The organism is Mycobacterium celatum, from assembly GCF_002101595.1.
GTDB classification, from domain to species: Bacteria; Actinomycetota; Actinomycetes; order Mycobacteriales; family Mycobacteriaceae; genus Mycobacterium; species Mycobacterium celatum.
Genome location: NZ_LQOM01000004.1, coordinates 26063 through 46806 on the forward strand (window position 1 = coordinate 26063; position 20744 = coordinate 46806).

A 20744-nucleotide genomic window follows, 5' to 3' on the forward strand; every position below is an offset into this window, starting at 1 on the left:
TGCCCTGTTCCTCCTCGGGCCGCTTCACGGCCCGCATCGTCACAGGGGCGCGGGACTGAACAGCACCGCCGCGTTGAGGTAACCCGTCGGGTCGAAAGCGGCTTTGATCCTTCGCATCGCCGCGACGTCGGCCGCTTCACGCGACATGCCGACGTAGCCGCGTTTGCGGCTACCGACCCCGTGTTCGGAGCTGACATTGCCGCCACACCTCGCGATCAACTCCATCATCGCCGCGTAGAGCGCGGCTTCCGCGTCCGATGTGCAGCGCAGCACGTTGAGATGCAGATTGCCCTCGCCGATGTGCCCGAACAGCACGGGAAGCGCATCGGGCGCATGCCGGCGGATCAGCTCGTCGGCTGCCGCGGCGAACCCGTCAACCGCCGAAAGCGGGAGGGACACATCGAACTTCAGCGGCGGGCCGTACGCACCTAGCACCTCGGCGACCGATTCCCGCACCCGCCACAGCCGCTGCTGGGCGGCCGGGTCCACGCCGACGGCCGGCTCGCTGCACATCGCCACGCCCGCCAGCGCGCCGGCCAGCCGCTCGGTCTGCTCGTGGTCGGATGCCAGCTCCACCAACAGCAGCCAGTCACCGTCTACCGGCACGGCCGCCGTGGCCCGCCTGTCGATCAACTCCAGCGCGGCAATGCCGTCGAGGTCGCGGAACAACCGCCCGGCGTCCACCAGTGCTGCCAGGTCGGAAAACCCGCACACCGCTGTCACCCGGTGCGTCGGGGTGGGGTGCAGCCGCAGATCCAGTCCGGTGATAACACCCAGGGTGCCTTCGGCGCCGACGAACAGCGCCGGCAGGTCGTAGCCGGTGTTGTCGGCCCGCACTCGGCTGTGCCGGCGCAGCACCGAGCCGTCGGGCAGCGCGACGTCCAGACCGACGACCTGCGCGCTCATGGTGCCGTATCGCACGGTGCGCAGGCCGCCGGCATTGGTGGACGCCATGCCGCCGAGCGTGGCGGTGTCACGCGCGGTGAGGTCGACGCCGAACACCAGGCCCGCGTGGGCCGCGGCGCGCTGCACCGCGGCCAGCGTTGCGCCGGCGCCCACTTCGATGCGGCGTTCGGCGGTGTCGACATCGCCGACGGCGCTGAGCCGTTCGGTGGACAGCAGCACGTCGTCGTGCTCGGGCACGGTGCCGGCCACCAGCGAGGTGCGGCCGCCCTGGATTGTGACGTGCGCTCCCGCGTCGCGGCAGATCCGCAGCACCTCGGCCACTTCGCCGGCCGACCCCGGCCGCACGAGCGCGCTGGCCCGTCCCCGGTAGCGGCCGGTGTGGTCGACGCTGCGGCCGGCCAGCACGTCGGGGTCGGTGCTGACGTGGTGGGGGCCCACCACCCCCGCGAGGCTCGCTAGAACCACCGCGGCTGCATCTCCAGCGTGGTGCGGTCCAGGCTTTCCAGCAGATCGAGTTGCGGTGCGGTCCTGGGTAATTCGTAGCGAAAGAAGTAGCGGGCCGCTTGGCGTTTGCCGTCGTAGAAGTCGCCGGTCTTGCCGTGGGCGGCCAGCAGTTGCTCCAGCCACATCCAGGCGATGACGATGTGGCCGAAGGCTTCGAGGTAGATTGCGCTGTTGGCCATCGCTGCCTCGATGTCTCCCGACGCGAACATCGCCGTGGTCACTGCGGTCAACCGTCGGCGCACCGCGTCCAGTTCCGCGGCGAAGCCCGCCAGGTCGCCGCCCGCCGCCTCGGCCGCAGCGATGCTCTGCCCTACCGCGTCGTTGAGGGCCAGCAGGCTGGCGCCGTTACGTTGAGTGACCTTGCGGCCCAACAAGTCCAGGCTTTGTATGCCATGGGTGCCCTCGTGGATGTGGTTCAGGCGATTGTCACGGTAGTGCTGCTCGACGTCGTACTCGCGGGTGTAGCCGTAGCCACCGTGTACCTGGATCGCCAAGTCGTTGGCCGCCAAACACCACTGCGACGGCCAGCTCTTGGCGATGGGCGTGAGGATGTCCAGCAGCAGCGTGACGTTGTCGCGCTCTTCGGCCGACTCCGCGCTGTGCTGGAGGTCGACAAGCCTGGCGCAGTACAGCGCCAACGCCAGCGCGCCTTCCACATAGGACTTCTGCGCCAGCAGCATCCGTTTGACGTCCGCGTGCTCGATGATCGGAATCTGCGGGACTGCCGGGTCTTTCGACGTCACCGGGCGGCCTTGGGGGCGCTCGCGGGCGTACTGCAGCGACTTGAGGTATCCGGTGTAGCCCAGCGCGATTGCGCCCATACCCACGCCGAGCCGGGCTTCGTTCATCATGGTGAACATGTAGGTGATGCCGCGGTGCGGTTCGCCGACCAGGTAGCCGACGGCCCCGGCTTCCCCGCCGGGCCGGAAGGCTCCTTCACCGAAGTTGAGGACGGTGTTGGTGATTCCGCGGTACCCCATCTTGTGGTTGAGCCCGGCCAGCACGACGTCATTGCGCTCCCCGAGCGAACCGTCCGGCCCGACAAGGAATTTGGGCACGATGAACAGCGAGATACCCTTGGTGCCCGCCGGCCCGCCGGGGATCTTGGCCAGCACCAGATGCACGATGTTGTCGGTCAGTTCGTGTTCGCCGCCGGATATCCACATCTTCGACCCGAACAGCCGGTAGCTGCCGTCGTCGTGAGGTTCGGCGCGGGTGGTGATGTCGGCCAGCGACGATCCCGCCTGGGTTTCAGACAGGCACATGGTGCCGAAGAACCGGCCGGTCAGCATCGGCTTGACAAAGGTCGAGATCTGGTCGGCGGTACCGAATTTCGCGATCAGATTTGCGTTGGCCATCGTCAGCATGACGTAGCCGGCGGTGCTGACGTTGGCCGCCGCCAGCCAGCCGAAGCCGGCTTGCGCCACGGTCGCCGGCAGTTGCGCTCCGCCGAGTTCGGTGTCCATCGCCATGCCGAGCAGATCGGCGGCAGCGAAGGCGTCCAGCGCCTCCTTCACCTCGGGAATGATCGTGACCGTCGCGCCGTCGAAGCCGGGCTCGTGCGCGTCACTCTTCTTGTTGTGCGGCGCGAAGTATCGGGTCGCCAACTGCTCGCACAACTCGAGCACGTCGCAAAACGTCTCCCGGGAGTGCTCGGCAAAGCGTTCCCGCTTGGTCAGTTCCTCGACCCGCAACCACTCGAAGAGCAAGAAGTCCAGGTCTCGCCGCGAGAGCAGTGTCGACTTCACCCGCGTCCTCCACCGTCGGTCTTTCGTGTCACCTCACCGTACGGAATGATGCGGCACATGGCGCAACGGGAGGACGTTTGGTTCAACTCCGGTCACGACCGGATCAGCGCGTGGCTCTACCGACCGGACGGCACCGGCGATGCGCCGCTGCTGGTGATGGCTCACGGGCTGGGCGCGGTGCGCACCATGCGGCTGGACGCCTACGCCGAACGGTTCAGCGCCGTCGGGTATGCGTGCCTGGTGTTCGACTACCGCAACTTCGGCGACAGCGAGGGCCAACCGAGGCAGCTGCTCGACGTGGGTATGCAGTTGCAGGACTGGACCGCCGCCGTTGCCTACGGTCGCACCTTGCCTGGGATCGATGACAGCCGGATCGGCCTGTGGGGCACGTCTTTTGGCGGCGGGCACGTGATCGCCACCGCAGCGCAGCTGCCCGGCATCGCGGCCGTCGTCGCGCAATGTCCGTTCACCGACGGGATCGCCTCGGCGCGGACCCTCAGCCCGCGCGTCACCGCACGCCTCAGTGCGCTGGCGATCCGCGACCTCGTAGCGGCGCGGCTTGGCAGGGATCCGGTGATGGTCGCGACGGCAGGCATGCCGGGCGAGGTGGCGCTGATGAACGCCTCCGACGCGTATGCCGGCTATCTGCGGCTGATGCCCGACGGAGCACAGCCGCCCAACGAGGTCGCGGCCCGGATCGGAGTCAAGATCCTGGCATATCGGCCGGGCCGGCTCACCGCGAGAATCCCGTGTCCGATCCTGTTCTGCGTCTGCGAAACCGACTCGGTGGCGCCGGCCGGCCCCACGCTGCGCTACGCCGCCAAGGCGCCCAAGGGAGAGGTCAAGCTCTATCCCGAAGGCCATTTCGCGATCTACGTCGACGACGCCTTCGAGCGTGTCGTCGCCGACCAGATCGCGTTCCTCGACAAGCACCTGAAGGCCGGCAAGGCGAATTAACGGACGGTGCTCACCTGTCGCTCGGCAATTACTACCGCGCCAAAGGAGGAAGCGGTGACGGACAAGGTCGACTTTTCCGGGGTGCGCTGGGGTTCGGTGGAATGGACGAACCTCTGCACGCTGTACCTGCGCGCCTACGAAAGCCGTTTGGCGCAGCCGATTCTCGGTGACCGGGCGGCCGCCGACGCCGTGGACCGGATCGACTACGACTTTGCCCGCGTGCACCGCAGGGTCCAGCCGTCAGTCTACCAGTTCTTGGTTGCGTTGCGCGCCAAGCAACTTGACGATTGGGCGGCGGACTTCCTGGACCACAATCCGGACGCCGTGGTGCTGCACCTGGGCTGCGGGCTGGATACCCGGTATCTCCGGCTGCAACCGACACAGCAATGGTTCGACGTCGACGTCCCGCAAGTCATCAGCTTGCGTCGCCAGTTGTACGACGACACCGACGGCTACCGGATGATCGGGTCCTCGGTGACCGATCCGCAATGGGTCGACCAGATACCGGCCGGCCGTCCCGGATTGATCGTCGCCGAAGGACTGCTGATGTATCTGAGCGAGGCCGAGATACGGGCTCTGCTGCAGCGGCTGCTCGATCGCTTCGACCACGGCGAACTGCTGGCAGACCTCGAAGCGCCGTGGGCGCCGCGACTGTCCAAGATCTTCACGAAGGGGATCGTCAAATCAGGCACGCGCGACGGCCGCGAATCCAGCGAGTGGAACCCGCGGCTGAAACTCGTCGAGATAACACCGATCGTCGACCCGGCACAGATCCCGTTGCGGCCGCAACGCGCGTTCTACCGGCTCGTCGGCGCGATCCCGGTCGTCAGGAACTTTGACCGGCTGTTTCGATTTCGGTTTTGACCCCGAGCGGTGACTCCGCACGGATCGTCTCGTCACGGATCAGGCCGCGCAGCAGCGCGGTGCTGAACTCGGCGGCGATCTCCTGTGCCGTGCGGCGGCCGTGTGGCCGCAGCCACCGGTAGGCGCCCAGCGTCATCCCGATGTAGCCGAGTGCCAGCACATGGGAGTCGCATTCGTAGAATTCGCCGCTGGCGATGCCGCGGTCGATGAGGCCGTGCACGTGTTCGTAGACCTGGACCTCCTTCTCCCGGACAGCCGCAACCTGCTCCTCGGTGAACCACTCGGTGATGTAGGGCTGCTCCTGGAAGTACACCGCGGCGCCTTCGGGGTTGGCGGCGATCTGGTCCAGTAGCCGGACGGTGTACTGGTACAACGCCTCGCGCGCCGAAATCGACGGGTCGTCGTGCACAGCGGCCAGCGTGCGCTCGGCCGCCTGCTGGTAGATGTCGTAGAGGATCAGCGACTTGCTGGCGTAGTAGTGATAGACCGTGGCCTTGTTCAAGCCGACCACGTCGGCGACGTCGTCCATCCGGGTACCGTGATACCCGCGTGCCGCGAACAGCTTGGTGGCAACGGTCAGCAACTCTTCGCGGCGGGAGAGCCCGTTCTCGGATGGCATGCGTACTCCCTGTCGGCCGGCCGGGTCCACGTGCCGGTATCAATCAACTGGTTAGTAGTCTAGGCAACTACTGTCGCGCCGTCGTGCGATGGGACTAGACTTGCCTGGCGAACCGCGTCGTCAAGTCGAGAGGTGCTCAGATGAATCCCGATCCTGACCCGAGCTACGACGTTTCCGACGAACTCGAGTTCTTCTTCAAGTACATGCCCTGGGGCTTGCGCGGCGTCGTCGACGGCAACGGCTACCCACCGCCCGCGTACCCCCCGGTCTAGGCAGCGCGGGTCTCCGCGTCTGCCCGTCAGAGAGCCTTGAGCTCCTCGGTCACTTCTGACACCGACTTCTTGGCGTCGCCGAACAGCATCGTGGTGCCCTCGGCGTAGAACAGCGGGTTGTCGATACCGGCAAACCCAGAATTCATCGACCGCTTGAGCACGATCACCGACTTGGACTTGTCCACGTTAAGGATCGGCATGCCGTAGATCGGGCTGGACGCCTCGTTGCGGGCCGCCGGGTTGGTGACGTCGTTGGCCCCGATGACGATCGTGACGTCGGTGCGGGCGAACTCGTCGTTGATGTCGTCCATGTCCTTCATCGCGTCGTAGTCGACCTCGGCCTCGGCAAGCAGCACGTTCATGTGGCCGGGCATCCGGCCGGCAACCGGGTGGATCGCGTATTTCACCGGCACCCCACGGCTTTCCAGCAGCGTGGCCATGTCCTTGACCGCATGCTGGGCCTGCGCGACCGCCAGCCCGTAACCCGGCACCACGATCACCTGGTTGGCGTAGGCCATCTGGATCGCGGCATCGGCGGCCGAGGTGGCCTTGACGTGCTTGTCGCCGCCGTCGCCGCCGCCCGGGGCCACCCCGCCGCCGCCGAACCCGCCGGCGACGATCGCCGGGATGGAGCGGTTCATCGCCTTGGCCATCAGGTTGGTCAGGATCGAACCGGACGCGCCGACGATCATGCCGGCGACGATCATCGCGGTGTTGTTCAGCGCCAACCCGGCAGCGGCCGCCGACAGACCCGTCATCGCGTTGAGCATCGAGATGACGACGGGCATGTCGGCGCCGCCGATCGGCAGCACCACCATCAGACCCAGCACACCGGCGGCGGCCAGCAGCCCGATCATCCACCACAACGACGCCCCGCCGCTGCCCGGATGGGCGCCGAGCCCGATGACCACCGCGGCGGCGATAGCGCCGGCCAGCAGCAACATGTTCAGGGGTTGCTGCGCCTTGCCGATCCCGATCGGCCGGCCGGAGATGATCTCCTGCAGCTTGCCGAACGCCACCAGGGAGCCCCAGAACGAAATCGACCCGATGATGGCGCCGAACAACGACGCCACGACGACGTGTGCGGTTGGCGACTCATCCGCCGGGAACGCCGAAAAGCCTTTTGTGTCAATGAATTCCGAGAGCGCGATCAACGCGACGGTGCCACCCCCGACGCCGTTGAAGAACGCCACCAGCTGTGGCATCGCCGTCATCTTGGTCAGCCGCGCCGGCGGCACACCGAGCACAACGCCGAGCACCAGGCCGGCGATGATCAGCGGCCACTGATGGGTATGACGGATCAGGATCAGCGTGGCGGCCACGGCGATCGCCATGCCGACCGCAGCGATCAAGTTGCCGCGCACGGCGGTCTTGGGCCCGGTCAGGCCCATCAGCCCGTAGATGAACAGCGCGAACGAGATGATGTAGAGAACCGTGACGAGGTAGTTCATTTCGCCACCGGCTCCTCTGATTTCACCGGAGCGGGCTTCTTGCCCTTGAACATGCCCAGCATCCGGTCGGTGACGATGAAGCCGCCGATCACGTTCAGTGTGCCGAACACCAGCGCAACGAACAGGATGATCTGCAAAGCCAGCGACGGGTGCTCGATCGTTCCGAGCACCAGCAGCGCGCCGAGCACTACGATGCCGTGGATGGCGTTGGTGCCCGACATCAGCGGGGTGTGCAGTGTGTTGGGCACTTTGGAGATCACGGCAAAGCCGACGAACCCAGACAGCACCAGGATCGCCAAGTTGGCCAGAAGTTCGTCGTACATCTAGCTGTCCTCTCCGCGCGTCACACAGGCGGCGGCCACGACTTCGTCGTCGAAATCCGGGGCCAGTTTGCCGTCCTTGATCAGCAGCTCCAGCAGTGCGGTGATGTTCTTGCTGTAGAGCTCGCTGGCATGCTCGGGCATGGTCGCGGGCAGGTTCAGCGGCGCGGCGATCGTGACGTCGTGTTTGACGATGGTCTTGCCCGGCTCGGTGAGTTCGCAGTTGCCGCCGGCTTCCCCGGCCAGGTCGACGACCACGCTGCCGGGTTTCATGCCTTGCACCGCCGCAGCGGTCACCAGCCGCGGCGCCGGCTTGCCCGGCACCAGCGCGGTGGTGATCACCACGTCGAACCCGGTGATGGCCTCCTCCAAGGCCTTCTGCTGCTGCGCCCGTTCCTCGTCGGTGAGCTCGCGGGCGTAGCCCCCCTCACCGGACGCTGAGATTTTTTCGGCGATGCCTAGCTCGAGCCACTGCGCGCCGACGGACCGGACCTGGTCGGCGACCTCGGGCCGCACGTCGTAGCCCGACGTGCGCGCACCGAGCCGTTTGGCCGTCGCCAGCGCCTGCAGCCCGGCCACCCCGACGCCGAGCACCAGCACGCTGGCCGGTTTCACCGTGCCGGCCGCCGTCGTCAGCATCGGGAAGAACCGGGTCGACTCGGAGGCCGCCAGCAGCACCGCCTTGTATCCGGCGACGTTCGCTTGCGAGGACAGCGCGTCCATCGCCTGCGCGCGGGAGATCCGCGGGATGGCCTCCAGCGCGAACGCCTGGACGCCGGCCTTGGTCAGTGCCTCGATCTGGTTGTCGGCGTTGCGGGGCGCGAGGAACCCGATCAGCGTCTGGCCTTTGCGCAGCCGCCCGACCTCGTCGGCGGTGGGCGGTGCCACCTTGACGACGATGTCGGCGGCCCAGGCATCGCCGATGCCCGCCCCGGCCTCGGTGTAGAGGTTGTCGGGAAGCAGGGCCCGCTCACCGGCGCCGGATTCCACGATCACCCCGATACCACTCTTGACCAGCGGGCCGACCGCTTTGGGTACCAGCGCGACCCGTCGCTCGTCGGCCCCGGACTCGGCGACCACCCCGACCGTCGTCTGCGTTTCCGTCATAGCGCTTCCGTCTTCTTTCCCTGCCCCGTTGGATCGGCACTCACCCTATCTGGCGCCCGCACCGCGCCTCACGAGCAGACAGAGAGTCGCACGATCGGGGCCGGAATCGTGCGAATTTGCGTCTGCTCGCCACCTGCTACTACCAGAGCGGGATGTCCTGGCCGTACTCCGCTTCGGGGCGGGGCCCGAAGTAGCGGCGCTCGGATTCGGAGATCGCGACGTCGTTGATGCTGGCTTCCCGCCGCGACATCAGGCCGGTGTCGGTGAATTCCCATAGTTCGTTGCCATAGCTGCGATACCACTGACCCGCGTCGTCGTGGCATTCGTACTGGAACCGCACGGCGATCCGGTTTCCGGAAAACGCCCACAGGCTCTTGCGCAGGCAGTAGTCCAGCTCGCGCTGCCACTTACGGGTCAGAAACGCGACGATCTCGTCTCGCCCGATGATGTGCAGGTCGCGGTTGCGCCAGTGCGAATCCACCGTGTAGGCCGCCGCAATCTTCTCCGGGTCGCGGGTGTTCCAGGCGTCCTCGGCGGACTGAACCTTCTGCATTGCCGTCTCGAGCGTGAACGGCGGGAGCGGCGGTCGGGTTTCGGTCATGACTGCCATCCTGCTCCGGGACAGCGGTGGCATATCGTGAGCGTCATGGACTTCGCGATGTCGGCCAAGGGCAACGACTACCACAAGCGGCTGTCCGACTTCATGACCGAGTACGTCTTTCCGGCCGAGGCCGAATACGACCGCTACCGCCACGAAGCCGGCCCGGGCGACCACACCGTGCCGCCGGTCGTCGAGGAACTGAAGATCAAGGCCAAAGAGCGCGGGCTGTGGAATCTGTTCCTGCCCGCCGAGTCGGGGCTGACCAACCTGGAATACGCCCCGCTGGCCGAGCAGACCGGCTGGAGTGTGGAGATCGCTCCGGAAGCGCTCAACTGCGCCGCACCCGACACCGGCAACATGGAGATCCTGCACATGTTCGGCACCGAGGAGCAGCGCACGCAGTGGCTGCAGCCGTTGCTCGACGGCCAGATCCGCAGTGCGTTCTCGATGACCGAACCCGCTGTAGCCAGCAGCGACGCCCGCAACATCGAAACCACGATCACCCGCGACGGCAGCGACTACGTCATCAACGGCCGCAAATGGTGGACCTCGGGCGCGGCCGACCCGCGTTGCAAGCTCCTGATCGTGATGGGCCGCACCAATCCGGATGCAGCCAGCCATCAACAGCAGTCGATGGTCCTGGTGCCGATGGACACTCCCGGCGTCACGGTCGTCCGGTCGACGCCGGTGTTCGGCTGGCAGGACCAGCACGGGCACTGCGAGGTGATCTACGACAACGTCCGGGTGCCGACCACCAATCTGTTGGGCGACGAAGGCGCCGGCTTCGCGATCGCGCAAGCCCGCCTCGGCCCGGGGCGCATCCACCACTGCATGCGCGCCCTGGGTGCGGCCGAACGCGCGCTGGCGCTGATGGTCAACCGGGCCCGCAACCGGGTGGCGTTCGGCCGGCCCCTGGCCGAGCAGGGTGTGGTGCAGCAGTCAATCGCGAAGTCCCGCAACGAGATAGATCAAGCCAGGCTATTATGCGAAAAGGCGGCGTGGACCATCGATCAGCACGGCAACAAGGCCGCTCACCTGTTGGTGTCGCAGATCAAGGCGGTGGCTCCTCAGGTTGCCTGCGAGGTCATCGACCGCGCCATCCAGGTGCACGGCGCGGCCGGCGTCAGCGACGACACACCGCTGGCCCGGCTCTACGGCTGGCATCGCGCGATGCGGATCTTCGACGGACCCGACGAAGTACACCTTCGTTCGATCGCTCGCGCCGAAATCGGCCGGGAGAAAAGCGCTTTCGCGGCGGCGGTCACCTAAGGTGCTTTCCGAGATCCGGGAACTGCCCGGCGCGTTGAACTTCCGGGATGTAGCGCTGTCGGCCGGGATTCGCCCCGGCCGGCTGTTTCGCTCCGGTGAGCTGAGCCAACTCGACGACGACGGCCGAGATGCGCTGCACCGGCTGGGAATCACCGATGTCGCCGACTTGCGCTCGCCCCGCGAAGTCGAGCGTCGCGGGCCGGGCCGGGTTCCCGACGGCATCGACATTCACCTGCTGCCGATCCCCGACCTTGCCGCCGAGGAGACCAACGGCGCTGCGCCGCATGAACATGCGTGGCAACGGATGATGACCGAGAAGCCCAGCGAGGAGTCGGTCGCGGACGCCGCCGCCCGCTACATGGTCGACGAGTATCGCCGGTTCCCCACCTACAACGGCGCCCAACGCGCGCTGCGTCGCGTGATCATGTTGCTGGCCGCCGGCCGCCCGGTGCTGGCACATTGCTTCGCGGGCAAGGACCGCACCGGGTTTATGGTCGCGACGGTGCTCGAAACGATCGGCATCAACCGCGACGCCGTGCTGGCGGATTACTTGCGCAGCAACGACGCCGCCCCTGCGCTGCGGGCGCAGATCCTGGAGATGGTCAAGCAGCGCTCGGAGACCGAATTGACGCCCGAGGTGATGACGTTCACCGAGGCACGGCTTTCCGACGAGGTCCTGGGCGTCCGCGAGGAGTACCTCGATGCCGCGCGGCAGACGATCGACGAAACGTTCGGCTCGCTGGAAGGCTACCTGCGCGACGCCGGCATCACCGAGTCCGACGTGGACCGGCTCCGCGAAGCGCTATTGACCTGACGAGCTTTCGGGCCCTTCGTCGAGTGTGCCGTTCTATACGCCTGCATCGGCGTGTCGCGTACGAAACCGCACACTCGGCGCGCAACTACGGCTCGAGGACGACCTTGCCCAGCACACCGCCGTCGGCCAGGGCCTGCAACGCGGCGCGGCCTTCTGACAGCGGATACCGTTGCGGCGGCGGCGGTTTCAAGCCACGGGCCACCAACTGGTTCAAGCCCCAGGCGAACACCTTGGCCGAACCCGGAACCTTGTTGAGGTACTCGCCCCAGGCGACTCCCACCACGCTGACGTTGCGCAGCAGCAGCCGGTTGACCTTGACGGTGGGGATGCTGCCGGCGGCGAACCCGATCACCAGCAGCTTGCCGTCGATGGCCAGCACCCGGATGGCGTCGTCGAACGCCGCCCCGCCCACCGGGTCGACGACGATGTCGACTCCGCGGCCGTCCGTCACGTCGCGCACGGCCTGCGCCCAGCCGTCAGTCAGCGGCAGGACTACGTCGGCGCCCAGCGATTCGACGAAATCCATTGCGTCCGTTCGATGAACCATGGCGATCACCTTGCCGGCGTCCATCGCCCGGGCGACCTGGATCGCCGCGCTGCCGACTCCCCCAGCCGAACCCAGGACCAGCACCGTGTCGCCGGGCCGCATCGCCGCGCGGCGGGCCAGCGCGAAGTACATGGTGTTGTAATTCACCAGCAGCGCAACGGCTTCGGCGTCGTCGAGTTCGGCGGGGCTGGGCATCACATTGTCCAGCGGAACCGCCACCTGTTCGGCGAAGCCGCCGAGAATCCCGAACGCCGACACCCGGTCACCGACGGCGAAACCGGATTCTTCGGGCGCCCAAGCCACCACCCCCGCCGTCTCCGTCCCAGGGATGAACGGCGGCGGCAGCTTCAGCTGGTACTCACCCTTGCTCAGCAGCAGGTCCGGAAAGCACACACCGGCGGCACGTACGTCGATGACCACCGTGTGGTCATTGCCGACGACGTCGTCGACATCGGTGTACACCAAACCCGACGGTCCCGAGAGCTCCTGTACCACACAGGCTTTCACGGCCTAAGGCTCAGAGTGAGAACTTGGCCAGCTGAGCTCCGGACAGGTCGGTGATCTTCGACCACTGCGCGGCGACCTCGTCGACCGACGGCGGATCCTGGAACGTGACACCGTCGTTGGAGAACAGGGCGGTCCGCTGCACCTTGCCGCCGCCGACGATGAACACCGACCCGGTGTCGTCCGACTCCTCGGTGCACAGGTAGGCCACCACCGGCGCCACATACTCGGGCGTGAGTTTCTCGAACACCTCGGGCGGCAAGATGTCCTGGGTCATCCGGGTCGCGGCGATCGGCGCGAGTGCGTTGGCGTGGATGTTGTACTTCGCGCCCTCCTGGGCCAGCGTGTTGATCAAGCCGACCAGGCCCAGCTTGGCCGCCCCGTAGTTGGCCTGGCCGAAGTTGCCGAACAGCCCGCTGGTGGATGTGGCGACCACCACCCGTCCGAAGCTCTGCTCGCGGAAGTGCGGCCACGCCGCGCGGATGACGTTGTAGCCGCCGTAGAGGTGCACTTTGAGCACGGCGTCCCAGTTCTCGAACGACATCTTGTGAAAAGTGCCGTCCCGCAGGATTCCGGCGTTGCTGACCACGCCGTCGACCTTGCCGAACTCGTCGAGCGCCGTCTTTATGATGTTCTCTGCGCCCTCTTGTTCGGCGACGCTGTCGTAGTTGGCGACCGCGCGCCCGCCCGCGTCCTTGATCTCGGCGACCACCTGGTCGGCCATCGAATGACCGGCGCCCGTCCCGTCGCGGGCTCCGCCGAGGTCGTTGACGACGACACTGGCGCCTTCACGCGCCAGGGTCAGCGCGTATTCGCGCCCCAATCCCCCACCGGCTCCGGTGACGACGATGACGCGATCCTGCACTCCGGGCATAACTGTCCTTTCTGGCTACAAGGGGGGGGGGGGACGCGACGGGTCAGAACAGCCGGCGCGCCAACTTCCACGCCTTCTCTGTATACGGCGGGTAGATCATGGCCGACACATCGGGTCGGGTCGGCTTGGTCAACACCGACTTGCGGTGGCTGAACTCCTCGAAGCCGAAGCGGCCGTGGTAGGCGCCCATCCCCGACGCCCCGACCCCGCCGAACGGCAGCTTGGCGGTGGTCACCTGGAACGCGAGATGGTTGACCAGCATCCCGCCGGCGGGCACCTCTTTGATCACCCGTTCCCGGACGGCCCGGGTCTTGGTGAACAGGTACGCCGACAACGGCTTTGGCCGCGAGTTCACGAATTGTATTGCCTCGTCGAGGGACTGGACGGTGATCACCGGCAAGATCGGCCCGAAGATCTCGTTCTTCATCAACGCATCGTCGTGATCGGGATCGACGACCACCGTCGGTTGGATACGTAGATCCGCGGGGTCGGACTTGCCGCCGACAGCGATCTTCCCCTTCGTGTCTGCCAGATAGCTTGTCAGCCGGTCGAATTGGCGTTGATTGACGATCCGCATCCCGTTCGGATCCTGGGATCCGAACGTCGTGATGGCTTCGCCGATCTTGCTGACGAGCTCGTCGCGAATCTTGGCGTCGGCCAGCACGTAGTCGGGCGCGACGCACGTCTGGCCGGCGTTCATCAGTTTGATCCACGCGATCCGCTTGGCCGCGACGTCGACGTCGGCGTCGGCGGCGACGATCACCGGGCTCTTGCCGCCGAGCTCCAGCGTGACCGGAGTCAGGTGCGGTGCCGCGGCTTCGTAGACCTTGCGGCCGATCTCGGTGCCGCCGGTGAACAACACGCGGTCGAAGCCCTGCGCCAGCAACTCCTGGCTGACCGATGCGTCGCCTTCGACCACGGCGATCGCGTCGTTGTCCAGGTACTGCGGCACCAGCTCGGCCATCAAGTGCGCCGACGCCGCCGCAACCTCAGATGGCTTGAGTACCAAGGTGTTTCCCGCCGCGATCGCCCCCACACCCGGACCCAGTGTCAGGTAGAAGGGGTAGTTCCAGGCACCGATGATCAGCACCGTGCCGTACGGCTCGTACTCGATCCAGCCGCGGCCGGGCAGCTGCGAAAGCTCGAGCCGGGTGTACTTACGACGCATCCACTTCTTGACATGCTTGGCGGCATAGCGCGCCTCGCCGGCAGTGGTCGCCACGTCGGCCATCCACGCCTCGAACGGTTTGCGGCAGAGGTCTTCGTTCAGGGCATCGGCGATCTTGGCCTCGTTTTCGGCCATCATGCGTTCGAGGTTGCGAAGCTGCTCGCGGCGCCACTCCACCGGCCGAGTCTTGCCGGTGGCAAACGTTTGCCGTAAGCGAGCGACCGTCTTCGCGACATCGGTCGAGGTGACAGTGGTTTCTGGGGCTTCGGTGGCCATGAGGGCCAATCGTAGCCAACCAGCTAGTTGGGCAACAGGTGGCTACTACGCGCGCTCGGCGGTGACGAACTGGGCGAACGCGTCTTTGTCGTCGGCCATCGGCACGCCTTCCACCCACCGGCCGAGCCGGCGCATTTCGTCGCCCGAGTTCTGCGCGGTGACCTTCCAGCCGTGGTCGGCAAGCCAATCAGCGACCACCGCGCGATTCTCGTCGTGGTAGATCAGGTCCTGCACGTCGACGGTCTGCTCGAGGCCAAGTTGGTCGGCGACCTTCTGGAACCGCTCGCGCATTTCCTGGCGCCGCTCGTCGGCGTGGCTGGCAGCGGTTTCGACCGCGATGCGGCTACCGGCCGGGCTCAATTCGGTGATCTGTGCGAACAGCCGATCCTGGGCCTCGGCGGGCAGGTACATCAGCAGGCCTTCGGCCAGCCAGGCCGTCGGCGCCGCCGGGTCGAAGCCCGCGCCGCGAAGCGCGGCCGGCCAGTCCTGGCGCAGGTCGATCGGCACCTCCCGACGGTCGGCCGACGGCGTGACACCGTGTTCGGCCAGCGTCGAGGACTTGTAGGCCAGCACCTTGGGCTGGTCGATCTCGTACACGACGGTGCCGGGCGGCCACTGCAGCCGGTAGGCGCGCGAATCAAGCCCGGACGCCAGAATCACCACCTGGCGGATACCGGCGGCGACCGCGGCGGCGAAGTACTCGTCGAAAAAATGGGTGCGCACCGCCTGGTAGCTGCGCATGTGCTGGAAGATCGCCGCGGTCTCGGGGTCGAGCGACTCCACTTTGGCGACCATCGACTCGTCGAGCATGGTCTCCCACACACCGGTGCCCGCCCGGCTCACCAAGAGTTTGGCGTAGGGGTCGCGGATCAGCGGGTCAGGCTTGTCGGTCTCGATGGCGCGGGCCGCGGCCACCATCACCGCCGTGGTCCCCACGCTGGTCGCAATGTCCCAGGTGTCGTCGTGGGTGCGCATGACGCTCATCGTCCTCCCAGGCGTGCCCGCAGCAGCGTGCTACTGACCGCCTCCTCGGTCAGATCCCCGGGAACCGGTCGACCCAAGCGGGCCATCTCCTCGCGATTGCCCACCGCGTGCACCTGCCAGCCGTGGTCGGTCAGCCAGGCGGCGGCGTCGGCGCGGTCAGGGTCTCGGTAGGTGAGGGTTTCGACGTTGATGTCCAGGCCGAGTCGCTGCATGCGCAGCCACCGCGCACGCCGAGCGGCCCGGCGCCGCTCGTTGCCGCTGTCGAGGCTGAACACCTCGACGGCGATCTGACTGCCGGGTGCGCTGAGCGCGGTGACCATCTCGAAGAGCCGGTCTTGAGCGTCGGGCGGCAGATAGGGCAGCAAACCCTCGGCCAGCCACGCGGTCGGTTGGGAACGGTCAAAGCCGGCCGCTGCCAACGCAGCCGGCCAGTCCTCGCGCAGGTCGATTGCGACGGCCCGCCGCGTCGCCTTGGGAACGGCACCCGCCGCTTCCAGGGTGCTGGTCTTGAACTCCAAGACTTTGGGCTGGTCGATTTCGTACACCGCGGTTCCGGCCGGCCACTGAAGCCGGTATGCGCGTGAGTCGAGTCCGGCGGCCAGGATCACCGCCTGCCGGATGCCGGTCTGCGTGGCGGCGTCGAAGTACTCGTCGAAGAAGTGGGTGCGCACGGCCTGGTAGTCGCAGGCCACCCGGTGTGAGCGCCGGCCATGCTCGTCGTCGCCGATCCACTCCAGGTCGGGGCTGGCCAGTCGCTCCCACGCCGGGCCCGCCGCCGACACCAACACCCGCGCGAACTCGTCGCGAATCAGTGGATCGGGGGACGCCGTTTCGACGGCGCGGGCCGCAGCCACCATGACGGCGGTGGAGCCGACGCTGGTCGCAATGTCCCAGCTGTCGCCCTCGGTTCGCGCGGAGCGCACTTCGTCCAGATCAGTCATGCCGGCACCATGCTACCTAATAAGTTAGTCAAGCTATATGCCGCTGTGCGCTATCTCACTACGGCTGCCGAAGTGCCGCGGCCAGCAATCGCTCGACCTGGTCGATGATCGCGGCCATTTCATGGGCGCTCTCCACGAAACCCGAGTAGAAGCCGACACCGCACAGGACCGCCACCAACACCTCCGTCAGCGATCCGGCATCGGTGTCGGCTGCGAGTTCGCCCTGCTCGATTGAGTCCCTCACAGCCCAGCCAACGAATTCGCGCGTGCGTCGCAGCGAGTCCGTCTCGGCGTCACCAAGGTCGGGATGCCGCTGCGATTCCAGCACTGCGGTAACCAGAAACCTTGCGGCGGAACGGTTTTCGGAGTCAGCCTCTGCTGCCGCGGCCAGCAACGTCGAAATCCGCTGGACGAGGGTCGCCTCGCGCCGCGCACGTGCGATAGCGGCATTGACGACCAGTTCGTTGGTCTGCTCCAGCACTTCCCGGTACAACATGCGCTTGTGCGAAAAGTAGTGGTTGATCGCCGGGCGCGTCAGGTCCGCGCGCAGGGCAATCTCCTGGAATGTCGCAGCGTCGTATCCGCGTTCGCTGAACACCTCGCGAGCCGCAAGCACGATGCGCTTGCGGGTCTCGGCCGCCTTCGCTGCGGGGGGGCGACCGGGTCCCCGGCTCGCGGGATGCGGCACTCTCTGATTGTGCCACAGATCACTTCACACACCTCGGGAAGGCCGACCTGCCGACGGGCACTCTACGCGCGTCTAACGACGTCAAGGGGTTTCGTTGCCCACGGAGTCACATGCCCCGGCGACGGTTGACGTTGCCCCGGGCTGGCGTCAGCGGGCCCGTCGACGGCCGCGCTCCCGGGTTCGTCGAAGTTTGCCGGATCGGGGCTGCTGTCGAGGTGCACGCGGGTCAGGTCGAGTTAGCCGAGCGGCGGGGATGGTACGGCATCAGCGCGTTCGGCGGGATGCTGCCGAACTTGCCGGCACCAAAGTACTCGAGTGCCTGGATCACCTCGGTCTTGGTGTTCATCACGAACGGTCCGTAATGAAACACCGGCTCGCGAATGGGCCGGCCGCCCAGAATCAGCACCTCCAGCGAGGGCCGATGCGCATCCTGGGACGGTGCGGCGGCGACCGTGATGCGGTCACCGGGGCCGAGAACCGCCAACTGGCCTTGCTGGATCGGGTGAGCAACCGGGCCGACGGTCCCCCGTCCGGACAGGACGTACACCAGGGCGTTGAAGTCGCGGTCCCATGGGATGTTCAGCCGCGCACCGGGCGCGATCGTGGTGTGGGCCAACGTGATCGGCGTGTGGGTGACGCCGGGGCCATGGTAGCCGTCGATGTCGCCGGCGATGATGCGGATCAGCGCTCCACCGTCGTCGGAGGCCAGCAATGTGACGTCGTGAGCCTCGATGGCCTGGTAGCGGGGAAGGGTCAGGGTGTCTGCGGTTATGGCGGGCATGGCTACCTCCTGGTGCCGATACCCGCTTTAATCGGACCGCAGTCCGATTAATTCCCTGCGCCGCTATGCCTTGCCGCGCGCGGCCTTGGCGGCGCCGCGTTCGGTGGGTTTCCCTTCGTGGGCCAGCTTGCCGCCGGCGTTTTCCAGGTGTGCCCGCACAAACCACTGGAACTTCTCGAGCTCGGCGGCCTGGTCGATCAGGATGTCCTGGGTGACCGGGTCGAGTTCCTCGGTCTCGTCGATGGCTTGGCGAATGTCCTCGATGACGCCGTTGTAGACGATGTCGAGCGCCGCCAGATGCGCCTGCACCGTGTCACGGCCGACCGAGTAGTCGTCCCAGCTGCGGTTCCGAATGATCGCCCCCGGGGTGCCCTGCGGTGACGCGCCCAAAGTCGCGATGCGCTCGGCGACCTCGTCGGCGTAGCCGCGCACCAATTCCACTTGCGGATCGATCATTTCGTGTACGCCAATGAAGTTGGGTCCGACCACGTTCCAGTGAATGTGCTTCAGCGTCAGATGCAGATCGTTGTAGGTGCTCAGCTGCTTCTGCAGCAACTCAGCGACCCGGGCGCCCTGCTTGTCGGTCATCCCGGGGACAGTGAACTGCGTCATCGATTGCTCCCTAAGGTCGTTCGCACACGGTCGCTTCCGGGCTGCCGGGTACCCGATGACCGCGCCCGGTAACCACTAAAGCGAATGGATGTTCTGCACCGGCAACCGCGCGCCGCGCCGCGGTTCGTAAGCCAGACCGCTGGCCTCCAGCAGGCGGACCACCCGGTGGCGGTGCGGCCGCATGGGTTCCAGCAACTCGACCATGACGTCGTCGACGATCGGATGGCCCAGCAGCGTCCAGCCGATCATCTTGGGAATGTGGTAGTCGCCCACCGAGAGTGCGTCGGGGTCGCCGAACGCGCGCTGCGTCGTCTCGGCCGCCGTCCATATGCCGACTCCCGGCAGTGTCGTCAGCGCTCCGCGGGCCTGTACGGCGGGCCGCGACACCAGCCGTTCCAGCGACCCCGCCCGCTGCGCGCAGCCGACGACGGTGCGGGCGCGGCCGGGGTCCACGTTGGCGCGGTGAAACTCCCACGACGGGATCCTGCGCCATGCGTCGGCCGACGGGGGCACCCGCATGCGTGCCGGCGCCGGCCCGGGCGCCGGCGTCCCGAACTTGGTCACCAACACCCGCCAGGACCGGAACGCGTCCTTGCCGGGTACTCGCTGCTCGAGGACGGCCGGAATGAGCGCCTCGAGCACTCGACCGGTGCGGCCCAGCCGCAGATGTGGCACCTTCCGGTGCGCAGCGGCGACGGTCGGATGGCTCGGCACGAAATCCGAGGTGTCGTCGTCGGCGCCGAGGAAAGCCGGCAACGCGTCGAGGAACTCTTGCGCGCCGTTGCCCCATGCCGTGCACTCGACCGCGTTGGCCGCCGCGCGGGTCAGCCGCGCCGTGACGGGCCCGCTGGGCAGCAGACTGGTCCGCCAGATCGCGCCGTCGTCGGCTACCTGGAAGCACGGGTCGCCCGGGCCCCGGCGCAGCGGCGCCAGCGTGATCCCGGGACTGACCACGCCCGGGAACGTGACGGTGCGGGCGGTCTTCACTTCCCCAGGATCATAGGTTCCGCCGTGCACAATTGACCCCTTACTGTCTTCCGCGCCAGGATGGCGGTTGTGACCACCCCGTTCGACGACCCGCAAGCCGAACTGGCGTGGATGTTTTTGCAATGCCTTTCTGAGGGCGCGGACGTCGACGAGTGCTTCACCTTGCTCAGCGACGACTTCACCTACTGGAGCATCGTCACCCGCAAATCGGTCGACAAGGCAGCGCTGCGGCGCGAGGTCGAGCGGCGCACGCGCAGCCTGCACCTCAACTTCGACCTCATCCGCTGCCTCAACGACGGCGAAAGCGTCGCGATCGAAGCGCAGGGCGAAGGTGTCACCGCCGACGGGGTGCGCTACGAGAGCCCGTTCGTGTTCATCGTCGAGACCCGCGACGGGCTGATCACCTCGGTGCGCGAATACAGCGATACCCGTTTGGCGGCACAGGTTTTCGGATAGTCGGCGAACCCTAGTCGGGCTCGATGCTGATCTCGGCCTTGTCGGGGTAGAACGCTACGTGCCCGGCGATCGCCGCCACCGCCGGGTACGGCTCCCGGTAGGTCCAGATCGCGTCCTCGACTGTGTCGCCGGCCGCGGTGGTCACGTTGTAATAGCTGGCTTCCCCTTTGAATGGGCAGTAGGTGGTGGTGTCGCTGGGCGTCAGCCGCTCTGACACTACGTCGTCGAACGGAATGTATTGCACCACAGGTATAGTCGCCTCACGCAGGCCCAGCGCTGCGCGCGTGTCCGCCATGACCTCCCCTTTGACGCGAACCCGGACCCGTCCTGTAGTCGGCTCGATCGTGATCGGATGCCCAGCGGTCGGTTCCAGGACGGGACGGTGGCTCATGGTGACATCTCCTTAAAGGTGGCTGTCTAAGTGGTCTGGGTCGGAATTTCGGTGACGTATTTGCGTGTGGCGTTTAGGCGGCTGGCGTCAGCTGAGCGTTCTC

Annotated in this window: 22 protein-coding genes and 1 pseudogene; 6 read left to right on the plus strand and 17 right to left on the minus strand. The window is 66.8% G+C overall.

What is annotated here, in order from left to right; all coding sequences use genetic code 11:
• Positions 1-39 precede the first annotated feature (39 nt).
• Both AWB95_RS00185 and AWB95_RS00190 read right to left on the minus strand, forming a co-directional pair.
• The gene (locus tag AWB95_RS00185; RefSeq protein WP_085167366.1) at positions 40-1371 is read right to left on the minus strand and encodes an FAD-binding oxidoreductase; all 1332 of its coding nucleotides are present in this window, start codon (positions 1369-1371) and stop codon (positions 40-42) included.
• Positions 1362-3158, minus strand: coding sequence for an acyl-CoA dehydrogenase (locus tag AWB95_RS00190; RefSeq protein WP_062541449.1), 1797 nt, complete (start codon positions 3156-3158; stop codon positions 1362-1364). The genes AWB95_RS00185 and AWB95_RS00190 overlap by 10 nt, the downstream gene beginning before the upstream one ends.
• Positions 3159-3215: 57 nt before the next feature.
• Here AWB95_RS00190 and AWB95_RS00195 point away from each other — a divergent pair, with 57 nt between their 5' ends.
• Together AWB95_RS00195 and AWB95_RS00200 are read left to right on the plus strand one after the other, a co-directional pair.
• On the plus strand, positions 3216-4115 hold the full coding sequence (locus AWB95_RS00195; protein WP_062541450.1) for an alpha/beta hydrolase: 900 nt from the start codon (positions 3216-3218) through the stop codon (positions 4113-4115).
• Between the two features lie 54 nt (positions 4116-4169).
• On the plus strand, positions 4170-4979 hold the full coding sequence (locus AWB95_RS00200; RefSeq protein WP_062541448.1) for a class I SAM-dependent methyltransferase: 810 nt from the start codon (positions 4170-4172) through the stop codon (positions 4977-4979).
• On the opposite strand, the gene AWB95_RS00205 is transcribed toward AWB95_RS00200, so the two are convergent.
• Entirely contained in the window at positions 4942-5598 is a 657-nt protein-coding gene (locus tag AWB95_RS00205; RefSeq protein WP_062541447.1) for a TetR/AcrR family transcriptional regulator, read from the minus strand. The two genes, AWB95_RS00200 and AWB95_RS00205, sit on opposite strands and share 38 nt — an antisense overlap.
• A gap of 140 nt (positions 5599-5738) precedes the next feature.
• Here AWB95_RS00205 and AWB95_RS22815 point away from each other — a divergent pair, with 140 nt between their 5' ends.
• Positions 5739-5870 carry a hypothetical protein gene (locus tag AWB95_RS22815; RefSeq protein WP_099539755.1) on the plus strand — a complete coding sequence of 44 codons (132 nt, stop codon included), beginning with the start codon at positions 5739-5741 and terminating at the stop codon, positions 5868-5870.
• Positions 5871-5896: 26 nt separating this feature from the next.
• Here the strand turns inward: AWB95_RS22815 and AWB95_RS00210 are convergent, their stop codons facing one another.
• The 4 genes from AWB95_RS00210 to AWB95_RS00225 all read right to left on the minus strand — a co-directional run bounded on the left by AWB95_RS00210 (position 5897) and on the right by AWB95_RS00225 (position 9349).
• Positions 5897-7321: an NAD(P)(+) transhydrogenase (Re/Si-specific) subunit beta gene (locus AWB95_RS00210; protein WP_085167368.1), complete on the minus strand. Its 1425-nt coding sequence runs from the start codon at positions 7319-7321 to the stop codon at positions 5897-5899.
• Positions 7318-7644: an NAD(P) transhydrogenase subunit alpha part 2 gene (locus AWB95_RS00215; protein WP_045375487.1), complete on the minus strand. Its 327-nt coding sequence runs from the start codon at positions 7642-7644 to the stop codon at positions 7318-7320. Before AWB95_RS00215 ends, AWB95_RS00210 begins: the two co-directional genes overlap by 4 nt.
• A complete protein-coding gene (locus tag AWB95_RS00220; protein ID WP_062541205.1) occupies positions 7645-8748 on the minus strand; it encodes a Re/Si-specific NAD(P)(+) transhydrogenase subunit alpha in 1104 nt (367 codons plus the stop codon).
• Between the two features lie 139 nt (positions 8749-8887).
• The gene (locus tag AWB95_RS00225) at positions 8888-9349 is read right to left on the minus strand and encodes a nuclear transport factor 2 family protein (protein WP_062541204.1); all 462 of its coding nucleotides are present in this window, start codon (positions 9347-9349) and stop codon (positions 8888-8890) included.
• A 57-nt stretch (positions 9350-9406) separates the two neighbouring features.
• Between AWB95_RS00225 and AWB95_RS00230 the strand changes: the two genes are divergently transcribed.
• Both AWB95_RS00230 and AWB95_RS00235 read left to right on the plus strand, forming a co-directional pair.
• Positions 9407-10618 (plus strand): acyl-CoA dehydrogenase family protein, encoded by a 1212-nt coding sequence (locus AWB95_RS00230; protein WP_169714617.1) that lies wholly within the window; start codon positions 9407-9409, stop codon positions 10616-10618.
• A 1-nt stretch (position 10619) separates the two neighbouring features.
• Positions 10620-11432, plus strand: coding sequence for a tyrosine-protein phosphatase (locus AWB95_RS00235; protein WP_062541202.1), 813 nt, complete (start codon positions 10620-10622; stop codon positions 11430-11432).
• Positions 11433-11517: 85 nt separating this feature from the next.
• Here the strand turns inward: AWB95_RS00235 and AWB95_RS00240 are convergent, their stop codons facing one another.
• The 9 genes and pseudogenes from AWB95_RS00240 to AWB95_RS00280 all read right to left on the minus strand — a co-directional run bounded on the left by AWB95_RS00240 (position 11518) and on the right by AWB95_RS00280 (position 19794).
• Positions 11518-12486 carry an NADPH:quinone oxidoreductase family protein gene (locus AWB95_RS00240; RefSeq protein WP_062541201.1) on the minus strand — a complete coding sequence of 323 codons (969 nt, stop codon included), beginning with the start codon at positions 12484-12486 and terminating at the stop codon, positions 11518-11520.
• A 10-nt stretch (positions 12487-12496) separates the two neighbouring features.
• On the minus strand, positions 12497-13357 hold the full coding sequence (locus tag AWB95_RS00245; protein WP_062541200.1) for an SDR family oxidoreductase: 861 nt from the start codon (positions 13355-13357) through the stop codon (positions 12497-12499).
• A 43-nt stretch (positions 13358-13400) separates the two neighbouring features.
• Positions 13401-14801, minus strand: coding sequence for an aldehyde dehydrogenase family protein (locus AWB95_RS00250; protein ID WP_062541199.1), 1401 nt, complete (start codon positions 14799-14801; stop codon positions 13401-13403).
• Positions 14802-14846: 45 nt separating this feature from the next.
• Entirely contained in the window at positions 14847-15776 is a 930-nt protein-coding gene (locus tag AWB95_RS00255; RefSeq protein WP_099539756.1) for a class I SAM-dependent methyltransferase, read from the minus strand.
• A gap of 5 nt (positions 15777-15781) precedes the next feature.
• Positions 15782-16726, minus strand: coding sequence for a class I SAM-dependent methyltransferase (locus tag AWB95_RS00260; protein ID WP_062541197.1), 945 nt, complete (start codon positions 16724-16726; stop codon positions 15782-15784).
• 58 nt (positions 16727-16784) lie between these two features.
• Positions 16785-17414 carry a TetR/AcrR family transcriptional regulator gene (locus AWB95_RS00265; protein ID WP_062541196.1) on the minus strand — a complete coding sequence of 210 codons (630 nt, stop codon included), beginning with the start codon at positions 17412-17414 and terminating at the stop codon, positions 16785-16787.
• 226 nt (positions 17415-17640) lie between these two features.
• Positions 17641-18177, minus strand: a pseudogene (locus AWB95_RS00270) (pirin family protein); the annotation flags it as partial.
• Between the two features lie 81 nt (positions 18178-18258).
• Entirely contained in the window at positions 18259-18807 is a 549-nt protein-coding gene (locus AWB95_RS00275; RefSeq protein ID WP_062541195.1) for a Dps family protein, read from the minus strand.
• 75 nt (positions 18808-18882) lie between these two features.
• Positions 18883-19794, minus strand: coding sequence for a DNA-3-methyladenine glycosylase family protein (locus AWB95_RS00280; RefSeq protein WP_085167370.1), 912 nt, complete (start codon positions 19792-19794; stop codon positions 18883-18885).
• 60 nt (positions 19795-19854) lie between these two features.
• On the opposite strand from AWB95_RS00280, the gene AWB95_RS00285 reads away from it, so the two are divergent.
• The gene (locus tag AWB95_RS00285; RefSeq protein WP_099539754.1) at positions 19855-20250 is read left to right on the plus strand and encodes a nuclear transport factor 2 family protein; all 396 of its coding nucleotides are present in this window, start codon (positions 19855-19857) and stop codon (positions 20248-20250) included.
• A 10-nt stretch (positions 20251-20260) separates the two neighbouring features.
• Here AWB95_RS00285 and AWB95_RS00290 read toward each other — a convergent pair whose 3' ends face one another.
• On the minus strand, positions 20261-20641 hold the full coding sequence (locus tag AWB95_RS00290) for a DUF427 domain-containing protein (protein WP_085167372.1): 381 nt from the start codon (positions 20639-20641) through the stop codon (positions 20261-20263).
• Positions 20642-20744 lie beyond the last annotated feature (103 nt).

Bases quoted from the DNA above. Each gene is read 5' to 3' on its own strand.
- AWB95_RS00195 (WP_062541450.1), top strand. From the start codon at position 3,216: ATGGCGCAACGGGAGGACGTTTGGTTCAACTCCGGTCACGACCGGATC.
- AWB95_RS00205 (WP_062541447.1), bottom strand. From the start codon at position 5,598: ATGCCATCCGAGAACGGGCTCTCCCGCCGCGAAGAGTTGCTGACCGTT.
- AWB95_RS22815 (WP_099539755.1), top strand. From the start codon at position 5,739: ATGAATCCCGATCCTGACCCGAGCTACGACGTTTCCGACGAACTCGAG.
- AWB95_RS00210 (WP_085167368.1), bottom strand. From the start codon at position 7,321: ATGAACTACCTCGTCACGGTTCTCTACATCATCTCGTTCGCGCTGTTC.
- AWB95_RS00215 (WP_045375487.1), bottom strand. From the start codon at position 7,644: ATGTACGACGAACTTCTGGCCAACTTGGCGATCCTGGTGCTGTCTGGG.
- AWB95_RS00220 (WP_062541205.1), bottom strand. From the start codon at position 8,748: ATGACGGAAACGCAGACGACGGTCGGGGTGGTCGCCGAGTCCGGGGCC.
- AWB95_RS00225 (WP_062541204.1), bottom strand. From the start codon at position 9,349: ATGACCGAAACCCGACCGCCGCTCCCGCCGTTCACGCTCGAGACGGCA.
- AWB95_RS00230 (WP_169714617.1), top strand. From the start codon at position 9,407: ATGTCGGCCAAGGGCAACGACTACCACAAGCGGCTGTCCGACTTCATG.
- AWB95_RS00245 (WP_062541200.1), bottom strand. From the start codon at position 13,357: ATGCCCGGAGTGCAGGATCGCGTCATCGTCGTCACCGGAGCCGGTGGG.
- AWB95_RS00250 (WP_062541199.1), bottom strand. From the start codon at position 14,801: ATGGCCACCGAAGCCCCAGAAACCACTGTCACCTCGACCGATGTCGCG.
- AWB95_RS00255 (WP_099539756.1), bottom strand. From the start codon at position 15,776: ATGCGCACCCACGACGACACCTGGGACATTGCGACCAGCGTGGGGACC.
- AWB95_RS00260 (WP_062541197.1), bottom strand. From the start codon at position 16,726: ATGACTGATCTGGACGAAGTGCGCTCCGCGCGAACCGAGGGCGACAGC.
- AWB95_RS00275 (WP_062541195.1), bottom strand. From the start codon at position 18,807: ATGACGCAGTTCACTGTCCCCGGGATGACCGACAAGCAGGGCGCCCGG.
- AWB95_RS00285 (WP_099539754.1), top strand. From the start codon at position 19,855: ATGGCGGTTGTGACCACCCCGTTCGACGACCCGCAAGCCGAACTGGCG.
- AWB95_RS00290 (WP_085167372.1), bottom strand. From the start codon at position 20,641: ATGAGCCACCGTCCCGTCCTGGAACCGACCGCTGGGCATCCGATCACG.